The sequence below is a fragment of the Streptomyces avidinii genome (assembly GCF_014650695.1).
Lineage (GTDB): Bacteria > Actinomycetota > Actinomycetes > Streptomycetales > Streptomycetaceae > Streptomyces > Streptomyces avidinii.
The window spans coordinates 28,202-43,087 of sequence record NZ_BMVL01000017.1 but is presented as its reverse complement, the minus strand read 5'-3'; the positions used below and the strand labels follow the sequence as shown (position 1 = coordinate 43,087).

The window sequence follows — 14,886 nt, the reverse complement described above, 5'->3', positions numbered from 1 at the left end:
ATGACCGTTCTCCTCGTCAAGCGCCGCCATGTGGACCACATGCGTGTCACGACGACGAGCTGTCTGCCGCCGGACCGAACCCAAGCCTGATCCACCCCGATCCGACTTGGTCCTGTACGCGCGGCTCCCGCGGTCCCGGCACCACCCCTGCCGGAGACCCTCCCCCGCCCCGCGGCCCCCGCCACCTCTGGGGAACAGGACCCCGTGACATCCCGAAACGGAGCCGTCATGCCGTCCGCGCACACCCTCCCCGTCCTGGACCTCTCCCAGGCGGACGACCCGGCCCAGCGGGCCGACTTCCTGAAGAAGCTGCACGCAGCCGCCAGGGACTCCGGTTTCCTGCACCTGACCGGCACGGCGTCACCGCCGCCGAGAGTGCCCGCATCCTGGAACTGACCAGGGCGTTCTTCGCCCTCCCGGAGACCGACCGGCTCTCGGTCAGCAATCTGAACTCCCCGCACTTCCGCGGCTACACCCGCATCGGCCACGAGCTGACCGGCGGGGCCTCCGACTGGCGGGACCAGCTGGACGTCGGCGCGGAGCGCCCGGCGCCGGCGGTGGGGCCGGACGACCCGGCGTACCTGTGGCTGGAGGGCCCGAACCAGTGGCCCGCCGCCCTCCCGGAGCTCCGTACGGTGGTCCTGGACTGGCAGTCGCGGCTCGCGGCGGTGGCCCACCGCCTGCTCCAGGAGCTGCTCGTCGCGATCGGCGCCCCGGCGGACTTCTTCGACGCGGCCTTCGCGGACCGACCGCACCTGCACACCAAGCTGATCCGCTACCCGGGATCGGCCCCCTCCGGCGCCGACCAGGGGGTCGGCGCCCACAAGGACTACGGGTTCCTGACACTGCTGCTCCAGGACTCGGTGGGCGGCCTCCAGGTGGTCCGGGACGGCGGCTACCTGGACGTGCCGCCGATGCCGGGCGCGTTCGTGGTGAACCTGGGCGAGCTGCTGGAGATCGCCACCGAGGGGTACCTGACGGCGACGGACCACCGGGTGGTCAGCCCGCCGGGGGCGGTGGAGCGGTACTCGGTGCCGTTCTTCTACAACCCGCGGCTGGACGCGGTGATCGAGACCGTCCCGGGCGACTACCTGCGCTCCGCGCCCGGGGTCGCGCACGACGAGTCGAACCCGCTGCACGCCGAGTACGGCCGCAACGAACTCAAGGGCTGGGTCCGCGCCCACCCGGCCGTGGCGCGGCGCTGGCACCCGGAACTGGCCAACGCCTAGCCGTCCCCGGCCGCGGGTGTCCGCTGCGCGGAGCTCTCTCCCCGCCCCGCCCCTTCGCCGTTTCCCGGGCTCTGCCCGGACCCGGTCCTCGAACGCCGGACGGCTGAAAATCCAGCCTCGCCGGCGTTCGAGGCGCGGGGTCTGGGGCGGAGGCCCAGGAGCGGCGCCGCACGGCGTTACGGGACCCGCGGGACCGACTGCTTGTTGTCCTGCCGGGGGGCGGGGTCGTCACCGGAGACAGCCAGCCACGTGCCCAGGCCGACGGCCGCGGCCAGCGCCAGGGCCGACACGGACAGGACCAGCCGGCGCTTGCGCGCGGCCTCCGCGCGGTGGCGGGCGGAGCCCGGCCGGTGGCCGCCGGCCGGGCGCGGCACGCGTGCGGTGCCCAGCGCGCCGCCCGCCAGCTCGTCCGGCCCCGGCACGCGCATCGAGGTGTGGGTGTCCCGGTTGGAGTCCGTCGCCGAGCCGGGCACCAGCGGGACCACGCCGCGGCGCCGGACCGGATCCGCCGCCGGTTCCTCCGAGGGCTCGGGGTCCGGATCCGCGTCGTCGGGCTCGTCCACGTCCAGTGGCGGCATCCCGGCCAGCATCGGGAGCAGGTCCCGCAGCCGGACCGACAGCTCCGAGGCCCGCAGCCGTGAGGCAGGGGCCTTGGCCAGGCACTGCACGACGAGCTGCCACAGCTCGTCGGGGATGCCCGGCAGCGGGACGACCGTCTCGGTCACGTGCCGCCGCAGGACCGCTCCCGGGTGGCCCCCGCCGAAGGGGGTGAACCCGGCCAGCAGTTCGTACAGGACCGTGGCCAGGGCGTATATGTCCACCGCGGCCCGCGGGGGCAGGCCCTCCACGATCTCCGGCGCCAGGTAGTCCGGGGTGCCGATGATCCGGGTCGTCGGGGCCGAGGCCCGGCCCGCCGCGGCCCGCCGCGGGGAGTCGATCAGCTTGGCCACGCCGAAGTCGGTCAGCAGCGCCGGGTGCGAACCGCCCGGGCCGAGCGGGCCCTGCATGTCCAGCAGGACGTTCTCCGGCTTGACGTCGCGGTGGACGACCCCCGCCGCGTGCGCCGCGGCCAGCGCGTCGGCGACGTCCGCGACGATCGCCACGGCCGCCTCGGGGGCGAGCCGCCGCTCGCGGTCGAGGCGCGTGCGCAGGTCCGTACCGCGGACGAGGTCCATGACGAGGGCGAGGTCGTTGCCGTCCACGACGAGGTCGCGGACGGACACGACGTGCGGGTGCTCCAGGCCGAGCAGCGCGCTGCGCTCCTGGACGAACCGTCCGACGAGTTCCTGGTCGGACGCGAGGTCCTCGCGCAGCAGTTTGACGGCGACGGGCCCGTCAGGCCCCTCGCCCAGCCACACCGTGCCCGCGCTGCCGCGTCCCAGGATCTGGTGCGCGGTGTACCGGCTGCCGATCTTCCGTGCCACGACTGCTCCCTCAGCGGCTGGCGTACGCACCAAAGCTACGCGGCCGAGTGGGCATTGGAGGCCAGCAGGGGGCCGGATTCGCGGCGACCTTCACTTCTGCGGGCGAAATCACGTCCCAGAAGTCGACAAATCTACGAGGTCGGCGCTACCGGAGCCCCCGTCAGGGATTCGGCGAACCCGAGGAGCCCGCGGAATCCCCGATCGTGGCGACCCAGTCGACGACGTCGGAGCCCCAGGTCCACACCTGGTCCCACCAGCCGCGGCCGGTGCCGACCCACTGCTGGAGCGGGGTCAGCTCCCAGATCAGCCAGCCTGCGACGAAGAACACCAGGATCAGCACCAGGCAGCCCTTGAGGCAGCCGAGGCCCGGGATCCGCACCGGGTTGGCGCTGCGGCGGCGCGGCTCGCGCGGCTCCCGGGGGGCCGGCCGCTGCGGCGGCGGGGCCTGCGGGGGCTGCTGCTGCGGCTGGGGCTGGCGGTACTGGGGCTGCTGCGGCTGAGGCTGCTGCTGGTACGGCTGGGGCTGGTGCTGCTGCGGCTGGTAGTGCTGCGGCGGCGGAGGCGCGTACTGCTGCTGCGGCGGCTGCTGCGGCTGGCGGTACTGCTGCTGGGGCGGCTGCTGGTACTGCTGCTGCTGGGGCGGCGGGCCCTGCCGGTACGGCTGCTGCTGGGGCCGGTGCTGCGGCGGCGGGGGCGCCTGTCGCTGCGGGCGGCGGCGCAGGGGGTCCTCGTTCGGGTCGAGGTACTGGATCTGCGTCTGCTCGTTGCGGTCCCGGGCGGCCTGCATCTGCGACTGCCACGGATGCGGCTGGTCGGGCCGCTGCACCGGGGGCATCACCGAGGTCGGGTCGGCCCCGGGGCCTCCCGTGCTCGGCAGCACCGAGGTGGCGTCCGCCGCACCGACCGGCGGCAGGACGCTGGTCATGCCGTTCGGGTCGTAGGCGCCGGCCTGCGCACCGGTCCCGGGAAGCATCTGGGTGGGGTCGGCGGCGCCGGGGGTCTCGGGGACCGGGGCCGGCGAGGGGTCGGGCGCGAGCAGCGCGCCCACGCCGAGGGCGGCCTCCACCTCGGCGGCCGAGGAGTGCACGCCGATGCCGGCGGCCACCACGCGCAGTCCGCGGGCCAGGCTCTGGGCGCTGGGTCGCTCGTTCGGCTCCTTGCGCAGACAGCGCTCGATGACCGTCCACAGCGGCTCCGGCACGGTCGAGGGCCGCTGCGGGTCCTCGCTGAGGTGGCGGTGGAGCACTTCGAGCGCGGTGCCGCCGGCGAACGGCGGGCGTCCGGTGAGCAGCTCGTAGAGGAGGATGCCGGCGCCGTAGATGTCGACGGCGGAGGTCTGCGGGCGGCCCTCCGCGGACTCGGGGGCGACGTAGGCGGGGGTGCCGACGAACTCGTGGGTGCGGGTCAGGCCCGGGGAGTCCGCGAGGCGGGCGATGCCGAAGTCGGTGAGCATCGGCTTCATCTGCCCGCCGCGCTCGTCGAGCAGCACGTTGGCCGGCTTCAGGTCGCGGTGGACCACTCCGTCGGCGTGGCTGGCGGCGAGGGCGTCCGCGATCTGGGCGGTCAGCAGGCTCGCGGCGACGGGCGTGAAGGGGCCGTTCTCGCGGAGGTAGCGGTGCAGGTCCGGGCCGTCGATCAGGTCCATGACCAGAGCCAGCAGATCACCCTCGACGACGAGGTCGCGCGTGCGCACGATGTTGGGGTGCGTCAGGCGCAGCAGGACCGAGCGCTCCCGCAGGAAGCGCATGACGATGTCGGGATCCTGGGCCAGCTCCTCCTTGAGGACCTTGATGGCCACGGTCTCGCCGGGCTGGCCCGCCACGGCCGCCTCCGCGCCGGCGGCCTCCCTCTGGCGGGCACGCCAGACAGTGCCCGTGGCGCCGCGCCCGAGCGGCTCCTCGAGCAGGTATTTGCTGCCGACTGGCCGCACGTCTCGCGCTCCCCTGCTGTCGTCCTGCTGTGGTCGATCTGCTGATTGGTTTTCCGGCCCACTCTAGGGGGTGTCCCCCGGGAAGACGCCGGTCCGCAGAGGTTGGTTGCCGCACATATGTACGGAGGGTGATGTTTGCTGGGTATGCCGGAGGCGTTTTTCCCCGTCTTCCACCACCTCGCCGTCCGGATCCGGCCGGGGTCCGCCCCGGGTCGGATCACATCAAGATCATTTGTTGCCGGGTGCCGGGCGTGTTGTCCGTGACAGGTGCGAGGATGCACCCGTACGGAACGGCACGGGACGGGAGCCCCGCCTTCCGGGCAGACCTGACCGGACGACGCGTCCGTGCCGGGTGGGGGGCGACCGGACGGTCATGTCACGGGATCCCCCTGCCGGGCGCACACACCGCGCACCGCGCAGAAGGGACCGCTGACGGCGATGCAGATCCGGCTGACCGTCCTTGGGTCGCGCAGCGGCCACCAGACCGCGACCGCCCCCGCGAGCTGTGACGTACTCGTCACCGCGCCCGTCGGCACCGCGCTGGCCGCGGTCGCCTCCGGGCTCGCGGCGACCGTCGGCGGACCCGACACCGGCGGCACGGTCGTGCTGTACGCCGGTTCCGAGCGCCTCGACCTCCAGCGGCGGGTGCTCGGCGAGCCGCCGCTCGTGGACGGTGCGGTCGTGGCCCTGCACGGACCGGTGCCGGACGTGCTGCCCGAGGACGGCCTCGGCACACCCCAGCTGCACGTGGTCGCCGGACCCGACGCCGGCGGCGTGCACCTGCTGCACAGCGGGCAGATCCGGGTGGGCCGCTCCGCCGACGCCGATGTCCCGCTGGACGACCCCGACGTCTCCCGGCTGCACTGCGCGGTGACCGTGATCCGCGACGGGCGGGTCGCGGTCGCCGACCTCGACTCGACGAACGGCACCACCCTGGACGGCGCCCCGGTGGGGCCGCAGCCCGTCGCCCTGCCCCCGGGTGCGCTGCTGCGGGTCGGCGAGTCCACCCTGCGGCTGGCGCCCGCGGGCGCACCGACGCTGCCGGTGACCCCGGACCTCCAGGGCCACCTCGCGGTCTCCGCCCCGCCGCCCCCCGTCCCGGGCCCGCCGCCCGGCCCGCTGCCCAAGGCGGACCCCGCCGCCCCCGTGCCGGCACCCGACGCCCCCGGACCGGCCGGACCCCCCGAGGCTCCCGACGCCGCCGGACCCGGGCGGCGCAAGGGCATCGGGGCCTGGGCCCGCAAGTGGGTGCGGGGCGAGGAGCCCACCGGGACCCCGCAGGAGCCGCCGACCGCCGCGCCCGACCCCGACGACCCCGCCGCTCTGCTGCTGGCCGCGATGGGCCCCACCGAGCGCCTGTGGTCCCGTACGACCGGGCAGCTCGCCGTGCTGGACGTGGGGCTCGGCGCCGGCAGCCGGGTGTCCCTGCCCGCCGTCGGCGCCCTCGGGCTCGCCGGGCCGCGGGCCCGGCTGGCCGGCGTCGCCCGCTGGGTGGTCGCGCAGATGGCGGGGCTGCACGCGCCGGGGCAGCTGGAGATCGTGCTCGTCTCCACCGACCGGGCGCGCGGCCTCGCCGACCGGCGGCGGGACTGGGGCTGGCTCGGCTGGCTGCCCCACGTACGGCCCGCGCACGGCCAGGACTGCCGGCTCCTCCTCGCGTACGACCGCGACCAGGCCGTCGCCCGTACGGGGGAGCTGACCCGGCGCCTCGACGAGGGTCCGCTCGGCGTGCACTGGGCCGCCGCCGACGCCGGGCAGGTCCGGCGGGCCGCCGCCGTCTACGACGGCCCGTACACGCTCGTCGTGATCGACGGCGATCCCGGGGCGGGCCCGCTGCGCGACATCACCGGGCGGCTCGCCTCGCACGGCCCGGCCGCCGGGATCCACGTGCTCGTCCTCGCCGAGGCCCCCGCCGCCACCCCCGCCTCCCCGGTCGCCGAGACGTACGAGGCCGCCTGCGCGGGCGCCCCCGCCTTCCGGCACTGCGGCGCGGTCGCGCTGCTCAGCGGCGATGTGGCCACGGCCGTACGGACCTTCGAGATCAGCGGCGGCCGCCCGGTCCCCGCCGGGGGCACCGCCACCGCCGACGCCGTCTCCGCCGCCTGGGCCGAGCGCTTCGCCCGCGCCCTGGCCCCGTTGCGCACGGCCGAGGTCGGCTCGGTCGCGGCGTACCGGCCGGCCGCCGCCACGCTGCCCGCCACCGCGCGGCTGCTGGACGAGCTGGGGCTGGCCCGGGCCACCCCGGCCTCCCTGATGGCCCGCTGGGCCGCCGCCACCGACCAGGGGCAGGGCATGGGCGGCCTCGCCGAGATCGTGCTGGGCAGCGGGCGGCGCGGGCCCGTCGGCACCGAGCTCGTCCACGACGGCCCGCACCTGCTCATCGAAGGGCCCGCCGGGAGCGGGCGGACCGAGCTGCTGCGGTCGGTGGCCGCCTCGCTGTCCGCGGCCGCCCGGCCCGACCGGCTCGGGCTGCTCCTCCTCGACGGGGCCGGCGGGGAACGCGGCGACGGGCTGCTGCCCTGCACCGAACTGCCGCACGTCTCCGCCCACCTGGTCGCCTCCGATCCGGTGCGCATGCGGGAGTTCGCGCAGGCGCTGGGCGCGGAGCTCAAACGCCGCTCCGAGCTGCTGGCGGAGCTGTCCTTCGCCGAGTGGCACGCGCAGCGCGAGGTGTCCGACCGGATGGTCTCGCCCCGCCGCCCCGCCCAGGGCGAGCAGCGCGGCGACCTCGACCCCCAGCGCACCGGCACGCTCCGGCTGCGCGCCGCGGCGCCCCGTACCGAGCCGGCCGGGCCGGGCCCGCTGCCCCGCCTGGTGGTGCTCGTGGACGACCTCGACGCGCTGGTCGCGCCGGGGCTGGGCAGTACGGGCCGCCCCGCCGCCGGCTCGGTGGTCCGGGCGCTGGAGGCGGTGGCCCGTGACGGAGCCCGGCTCGGCGTGCACCTGGTGGCCACCAGCGCCCGCCCGGACCGTACGGCGGACACCGGGCTGGCCCGGCTGACGACCCTGCGCGTGGAGCTCGACGCCCCCGACCAGCCGGGCCCGGGCCGCGGCCTGCTCCGGTTCGGGGACGGCCGGACGGTCCCGTTCCAGGCGGGCCGGGTCACCGGCCGGATCCCGCGGACGGCGACCCTGAGGCCGACTGTGGTCCCGGTGGAGTGGGAGCGGATGGGCGATCCCCCGGCCCGCCGCCCGGTACGTGAGCTGGGCAACGGGCCGACCGACCTGGCGCTGCTGGCCAGCGCCCTGGACCGGGCCGCGCACCTGGTCTCGGCGATACCCGTGCTGTTCCCGCCCGCGCCCTGACGCCCGTGCGCCCGTCCGCGACGCGGTATTGCGGGGTCGCACGGCTCGGCGTAGACCTTGTGGTCCGGGACACACCACGGGCATCGGGGGCAGAACCATGCGCAGGCACGGAACGAGCCGTACGACACTCACCTGGACGGCGGTCGCCGCGGCGGGCGCGCTCGCGCTCACCGCGTGCGGGGACGGCGGGACGAAGGAACCGCAGGGGCCCGAGGGCAGCTCGGCCGCCGCGCCCCGGGTGGAATTACCGAAACTGCCCGGCGAGAAGCTGGAGGTCGCCGCGGTCTGGACGGGCCCGGAGCAGGAGAACTTCACCAAGGTCCTGAAGGAGTTCGAGAAGCGGACGGGAGCCTCCGTCACCTTCGTGCCGGCCCAGGACCCGATCGTCACCTTCCTCGGTACGAAGATCGCGGGCGGGGCGCCGCCGGACGTGGCCCTGCTCCCGCAGGTCGGTGCGCTGGTCTCGGCGGTGCAGAACAAGTGGGCGCAGCCGGTGGGCCCGGAGGCCGCCGCGCAGCTCGACGCGAACTACTCGGCGGGCTGGAAGAAGCTCGGCGCGGTCGAGGGCACCCAGTACGGCGTCTACTACAAGGCCGCCAACAAGTCGCTGATCTGGTACAACGCGAAGGCCTTCGAGGCGGCGGGCGTAAAGCCCCCGAAGACCTGGAAGGAACTGATCACCGCGGCCGACACGTTGTCCGCCTCCGGTACTCCGGCCGTCTCGGTGGCGGGTGCGGACGGCTGGACCCTCACCGACTGGTTCGAGAACATCTACCTCTCCCAGGCGGGGCCGGAGAAGTACGACCAGCTGGCCAAGCACCAGATCAAGTGGACGGACGACAGCGTCAAGCAGGCGCTGACCACGCTCGGCGAGCTGTTCGGCCGCAAGGACTTCCTGGCGGGCGGGACGAGCGGGGCGCTGTCCACCGAGTTCCCGAAGTCGGTGACGCAGACCTTCACCGGCGGTGACCGGCCCGCGGCGGCGATGGTCTTCGAGGGCGACTTCGTGGCGGTGAACATCGCGCAGACCGAGGCGAAGGTGGGAGAGGACGCCCTCGTGTTCCCCTTCCCGGCGGTCGGGGCAAAGGCGCCGGTGGTCTCGGGCGGCGACGTGGCGGTCGCGCTGAAGCCGTCGAAGGGGGCGCAGGCCCTGCTCACCTTCCTGGCCTCGGCGGACGCGGCGGAGATCCAGGCGCGGGAGGGCGGTTTCGTCTCCCCGAACAAGGCGGTTGACCCGAACGTCTACCCGAATGCCATCCAGCGGGACATCGCCAAGGCGCTGATCGCCGCGGGCGACGACTTCCGCTTCGACATGTCGGACCAGGCCCCGGCGGCCTTCGGCGGGACCCCGGGCGCGGGTGAGTGGAAGGCGCTCCAGGACTTCCTGGCGAACCCGTCGGACGTGGCGGGCACCCAGGCGAAACTGGAGGCGGACGCGGCCAAGGCCTACGGGAACTGATCCCGTGCCGGCCCCTGCCGCAAAGGGCGCCCCGGGGGCGGGTGTCCCCGGGAAGCGCGTGCCCGCCGAGCGCGGCCCCGCGAAGCACGGCCCGGCGAGCGGCGTCTCCGCCGAGGCGCGCCGCCGCCGACTGATCGCGGCCGCCTTCCTCCTCCCGGCCCTCGTGCTGCTCGGCGCGCTCGTCGTGCACCCGATCGGCTACTCCCTCTACCGCAGCTTCTTCGACCGCTCCGGCTCCACCTTCGTCGGCGGCGACAACTACCGGGAGATCCTGAGCGACGACACGATCCGCACCGCCCTGACGAACACGGCGCTCTGGGTGGTGCTCGCCCCGACCACGGCCACCGCCCTCGGCCTGATCTTCGCGGTGCTCACCGAACGGGTCCGCTGGGGGACGGCGTTCAAGCTGCTGGTGTTCATGCCGATGGCGATCTCGATGCTGGCCGCGGGCATCATCTTCCGGCTCGTCTACGACCACGATCCCGACCGCGGGGTCGCGAACGCGGTCTGGGTCGGGGTCCACGACACCTTCGCGGAGTCCTCGGCCTTCCCCAAGGCCCGGCCGGGCCGGGACTCGCCGCTCACGGACGCCGGCGGCGGCGCCTTCACCACCCGCGACCCGGTCCGCGCGGGCACCCCGGTGCTGCTCCCGCTGGTCGGCGTGGCCCCGGAGGCGCTGCCGGACGGGACCCGTACCGCGGGCACCGCCGGGGCCGAGCCGGGGAAGGTCACCGGCACCGTCTGGCAGGACTTCACCCGGGGCGGGGGCGGGTCGAGCAACGTGGTCGACCCGACCGAGCAGGGCTTCGCCGGGATGCGGATCGAGGCGGTCAAGGACGGCAAGGTCGTCGATACGGCGACGGCGCGCTCCGACGGCACCTTCACCCTGTCCGGGAAGGCCGACGGGGCCCTGCTGCGACTGCCGGCGGCCAACTTCCGCGAGGCGTACTCCGGGGTGGAGTGGCTCGGCCCGTCGCTCGTCACGCCGGCGGTCATCGGGGCGTACGTATGGATGTGGGCCGGGTTCGCGATGGTGCTGATCGGGGCCGGGCTGGCCGCCGTACCGCGTGAACTGCTGGAGGCGGCGCGCGTGGACGGAGCGAACGAGTGGCAGGTGTTCCGCCGGATCACCGTCCCGCTGCTGGCGCCCGTCCTGGCGGTGGTGCTCGTCACCCTCGTCATCAACGTCATGAAGATCTTCGACCTGGTCTTCGTGATCGCACCGGGCGCCGTCCAGGACGACGCGAACGTGCTGGCGCTCCAGCTGTACCGGACTTCGTTCGGCACGGACGCCGATCCGGGGCTGGGCAGCGCGATCGCGGTGCTGCTGCTGGTGCTGGTGGTCCCGGTGATGCTCGTGAATATCCGCCGGCTGCGCAAGGAGGGGTCCCGATGAGCCGTTCCGACGTGACGCCGGACCCGGCGGCGGACGGCGACGGCCCGGGGGCGGCCGGCCCGGGGGCCGACCCGCAGGTGGCGGAGCCCCCGACCGCGGAGCCCCCGACCGCGGAGCCCGCGACCGCGAAGCCCTCGCACGCCGGGCCCCCGCACGCCACGTCCTCGTACGCCACCCGCTTCTCCGCCGGGCTCGCCGCAGGCGCGCTGCGCGTCTTCCTGGTCGTGGCGGCGCTGTTCTGGCTGCTGCCCACGCTCGGGCTGCTGCTCTCCTCCTTCCTGTCCCCCACCGACCTCAACAACGGCGGCTGGTGGCAGGTGCTGACCGCGCCCTCGCGGCTGACGGCCGACAACTACGAGCGGCTGCTGGCCAATGACACGATCACCGGCTCCCTCCTGAACACCTTCGCGATCGCCGTGCCGACCACCCTGCTGGTCCTGACCCTCGGCGCGTTCGCCGGATACGCCTTCGCCTGGCTGGAGTTCCCCGGCCGTGACTGGCTCTTCCTCCTGGTCGTCGGGCTGCTCGTGGTCCCCGTACAGGTGGCACTGATCCCGGTGTCCGAACTCTTCGGCGCCATCGGGCTGTTCGAGACCACAGCGGGCGTGGTCCTCTTCCACACCGCCTTCGGACTGCCCTTCGCCGTGTTCCTGCTGCGCAACTTCTTCGCGGAGATCCCGCGCGAGCTGCTGGAGGCCGCCCGCCTCGACGGGGCGGGTGAACTGCGCCTGTTCGCACGGGTGGTGCTGCCGCTCGGCGGCCCGGCGATCGCCTCGCTCGGCATCTTCCAGTTCCTGTGGGTGTGGAACGACATGCTGGTGGCCCTGGTCTTCGCGGACTCCGCCAGCCCACCCGTCACGGTCGCCCTCCAGCAGCAGGTACGGCAGTTCGGGAACAACATCGACGTGCTTGCGCCCGGCGCGTTCCTCTCGATGATGATCCCGCTCGTCGTCTTCTTCGCCTTCCAGCGGCAGTTCGTCTCGGGGGTGATGGCCGGGGCGATCAAGTAGCGGGCCTCCGCACGGCCGGTGACGTGCCCCCTTGACGCTGCGTAACCCGAATGCCACACGCTGCGTAACCCGATCGCCACACCGGGGGTTCCTGGGCCATATGCCCGCGCCGACCCCTGGATGTGCCGTGCCCCGGTTCAGCGTCATCGTGCCCGCGTACAAGGTCCAGGCCTACCTCCAGGAGAGTCTGGACTCGGTCCTGACGCAGTCGTACCCGGATCTGGAGCTGATCGCGGTCGACGACGCCTCCCCCGACACCTGCGGCTCGATCATCGACGAGTACGCGGCCCGGGACCCCCGGGTGACGGCGGTGCACCTGGCGCACAACCTGGGGCTGGGGCCGGCCCGCAACGCGGGCCTGGCCCGGGCGACCGGCGACTACCTGGTCTTCCTCGACGGTGACGACACCCTCGCTCCCGGCGCCCTGCAGGCCATCACCGACCGGCTGAAGGCCACCGGCTCGCCCGACGTCCTGATCCACGACTACGCGCGCACCTTCTGGTCGGGCGAGCTGGTGCGCAACCGCCTCTCGCACCGGCTGTCCGAGGAGGGCCCGGCCAGCTTCCGCCTCGCCGACCGCCCGGCCCTCCTCGGCATGCTGATGGTGGTGTGGAACAAGACGTACCGCCGCGAGTTCGTCGAGCGCGAGGGCCTCTCCTTCCCGCCCGGCCTCTACGAGGACGCCCCGTGGACCTACCCGGCGCTGCTGGCCGCGGAGTCCATCGCCGTCCTGGACCGGATCTGCGTCCATTACCGGCAGCGGCGCACCGGCTCGATCCTGACCACCACCAGCCGCCGCCACCTCGACATCTTCGACCAGTACGACCGCGTCTTCGGCCACCTCGCCGGGCGCCCGGAGCTGGAGCGCTGGCGCCCCGCCCTGCACCGCCGGATGGCCGAGCACTTCTGCGCCCTGTACGCCGACCCGCGCCGCCTCCCGCGCGCCGCCCGGGCCGAGTTCTTCGGCCGGGCCTGCGCCCTGCTGCGCCGCTACCGCCCCCAGGGCGGCAGCGGCGCGCTGCCGCTGTCCCTGTCGCGGACCGACCGGGTCCGGCACACCTTGATGCGGCTGGGCACCCGGCGCACGTACCGGCTGCTGTCGGAGCTGCGCTCGGCGGGACTGGCGCTGGGCCGCGCGGCCGTGGCCCTCGGGCGGGGCCTGCGGGAGTCCTCGCTGCGGCTGCACTACCGGATCCAGCGACTGCTGCCGCTGGATCCGGAGCTCGCGGTCTTCTCCGCGTACTGGCACGGCGGCTACGCCTGCAACCCGGCGGCGATCGAGGCCAAGCTGCGGGAGCTGGCGCCGCGGATGCGCACGGCGTGGATCTGCGACCCGGCGCACGCCTCGACCCTGCCCCGCGAGACGGTGGCACTGCGCCCGGGCTCGGCGGCGTACTGGACCGCCCTGGCCCGGGCCGGCTACCTGGTCACGAACGTCAACTTCGACCGCGCCCTGGTCAAGCGGCCGGGCCAGATCCTCGTCCAGACCCAGCACGGGACCCCGCTCAAGCGCGTCGGCCTCGACCTCCTGGACCGCCCGGCGGCCACCCCGACACCGGACTTCGCGGGCCTGCTGCGCGGCGCCGACCAGTGGGACTACCTGCTCTCCTCGAACCGGCACTCCACCCTGGTCTGGGAGAAGGCCGTCCCGTCCTCCTACACCACGCTGGAGTACGGCTACCCGCGCAACGACGTGTTCCACCGGGCGGGCCCGGCCGAGGTGCTGGAGCTGCGCGAACGCCTGGGCATCCCGGCGGGCTCCACGGCCGTCCTGTACGCGCCCACGCACCGCGACTACCGGCGCAGCCGCCCGGACCACCTGGACTTCGAGCGGGTCCTGCGGGACCTGGGTCCGCGCTTCACGATCCTCGCCCGCACCCATCTCACGTACGCGGACCTCCCGCCGTCACCGGACACCCACCCGCGCCTTATCGACGTCTCCTCCCACCCCTCGGTGGAGGAGCTCGCGCTGGCCTCGGACGCACTGGTGACGGACTACTCGTCCCTGATGTTCGACTACGCCGCACTGGACCGGCCGATCGTGATCCACGCGGACGACTGGGAGGCGTACGAGGCGGCCCGGGGCACGTACTTCGACCTGCGGTCGTGCCCGCCGGGAGCGATCGCACGGACCCAGGACGAGCTGGTGGACATCTTCACCACCGGTCACTGGCAGGGCTCGCGCTCCGCGCAGCTGCGGGCGGCCTTCCGCGCGCGCTTCTGCCAGTTCGACGACGGCCATGCGGCGGAGCGGGTCGTGCGCCGGGTCTTCCTGGGGCAGACGGCCCCGATTCCTGCGGTCATGCCTCTGGAGGACCGCCGTCCGACACCTGCGGCTCCCGCGGCCTCGGCCTCGGCGGCCCCGGCACCGGCGCTGGCTCCCGTCCGGCCGTAGCGGCCGGCCTGCGGCGGGGCTCAGACGGCGCGCAGCCCCGCCACGACCGACCGGGCCAGTTCGTCGAGGTACCCGGTGGTGACCTCGTCCCGGACGACCACCTGGCGCCAGTAGAGCGGCCCGATCGCCAGGTCGAGCGCCCGTCCCGGGTCGGTGCCCTCGGCCAGCTCGCCGCGCGTGACGGCTCCGGAGACGATCCCCTCCGCCATGCGGCGCTGCCCGTCCAGCAGGGCGCCGCGCACCGCTTCGGCGATCTCCGGGTTTCGCGCGGCCTCCACCAGCAGGTCGGGGATGACGGCGGACGCCACCGGGTGCCGCAGCACGTGTGACATGACCTCCAGCAGGGCACGTACGTCCCCGTACAGCGAGCCCGTCGCGGGCACCGGCAGGCCGTCCACGGCGAAGGCCCCCACCAGGTCCAGCACCAGGTGCAGCTTCGACTTCCACCGCCGGTAGACCGCGGTCTTGCCGACCCCCGCCCGCCGGGCGATGCCCTCGATGGACATCCGCGCGAAGCCGACCGCGGCCAGTTCCTCCACCACCGCGTCGCGGATCGCCTCCGTCACGTCCGCGCGCAGGACGGCGGCCCCGGCGGGGGCTCTACGGGCGGGGGCGGGGGCGGCGGAGGGGTCCGTGGTCATGCACAGAGCATAACCGCGCCCCGTCACGACGATACGGTTGCGTTCCGACGCACCACACCCTAATCTCGCCGTAGCGACGATACGGACCCGTCCCGA

Annotated in this window: 8 protein-coding genes and 1 pseudogene; 6 read left to right on the top strand and 3 right to left on the bottom strand. The window is 74.5% G+C overall.

The window, feature by feature from the left end; translation table 11 throughout:
• Nucleotides 1–228: 228 nt before the first annotated feature.
• Nucleotides 229–1,229 (top strand): annotated as a pseudogene (locus tag IE257_RS32175) (isopenicillin N synthase family dioxygenase).
• Between the two features lie 176 nt (nt 1,230–1,405).
• Here IE257_RS32175 and IE257_RS32170 read toward each other — a convergent pair.
• Nucleotides 1,406–2,653, bottom strand: coding sequence for a serine/threonine-protein kinase (locus IE257_RS32170; protein WP_189973376.1), 1,248 nt, complete (start codon nt 2,651–2,653; stop codon nt 1,406–1,408).
• 160 nt (nt 2,654–2,813) lie between these two features.
• On the bottom strand, nt 2,814–4,583 hold the full coding sequence (locus IE257_RS32165; protein ID WP_189973375.1) for a serine/threonine-protein kinase: 1,770 nt from the start codon (nt 4,581–4,583) through the stop codon (nt 2,814–2,816).
• A gap of 438 nt (nt 4,584–5,021) precedes the next feature.
• On the opposite strand from IE257_RS32165, the gene IE257_RS32160 reads away from it, so the two are divergent.
• The 5 genes from IE257_RS32160 to IE257_RS32140 all read left to right on the top strand — a co-directional run bounded on the left by IE257_RS32160 (nt 5,022) and on the right by IE257_RS32140 (nt 14,149).
• Nucleotides 5,022–7,889, top strand: coding sequence for an FHA domain-containing protein (locus IE257_RS32160; protein ID WP_189973374.1), 2,868 nt, complete (start codon nt 5,022–5,024; stop codon nt 7,887–7,889).
• Between the two features lie 97 nt (nt 7,890–7,986).
• On the top strand, nt 7,987–9,348 hold the full coding sequence (locus IE257_RS32155) for an ABC transporter substrate-binding protein (protein WP_189973373.1): 1,362 nt from the start codon (nt 7,987–7,989) through the stop codon (nt 9,346–9,348).
• Between the two features lie 130 nt (nt 9,349–9,478).
• Nucleotides 9,479–10,744, top strand: a complete 1,266-nt coding sequence (locus tag IE257_RS32150; protein WP_229920794.1) for a carbohydrate ABC transporter permease — start codon at nt 9,479–9,481, stop codon at nt 10,742–10,744.
• A complete protein-coding gene (locus tag IE257_RS32145; protein WP_229920778.1) occupies nt 10,741–11,754 on the top strand; it encodes a carbohydrate ABC transporter permease in 1,014 nt (337 codons plus the stop codon). The genes IE257_RS32150 and IE257_RS32145 overlap by 4 nt, the downstream gene beginning before the upstream one ends.
• 127 nt (nt 11,755–11,881) lie before the next feature.
• Nucleotides 11,882–14,149 carry a bifunctional glycosyltransferase/CDP-glycerol:glycerophosphate glycerophosphotransferase gene (locus IE257_RS32140; RefSeq protein ID WP_189973371.1) on the top strand — a complete coding sequence of 756 codons (2,268 nt, stop codon included), beginning with the start codon at nt 11,882–11,884 and terminating at the stop codon, nt 14,147–14,149.
• A 20-nt stretch (nt 14,150–14,169) separates the two neighbouring features.
• On the opposite strand, the gene IE257_RS32135 is transcribed toward IE257_RS32140, so the two are convergent.
• Nucleotides 14,170–14,790: a TetR/AcrR family transcriptional regulator gene (locus tag IE257_RS32135; RefSeq protein ID WP_189973370.1), complete on the bottom strand. Its 621-nt coding sequence runs from the start codon at nt 14,788–14,790 to the stop codon at nt 14,170–14,172.
• Nucleotides 14,791–14,886 lie beyond the last annotated feature (96 nt).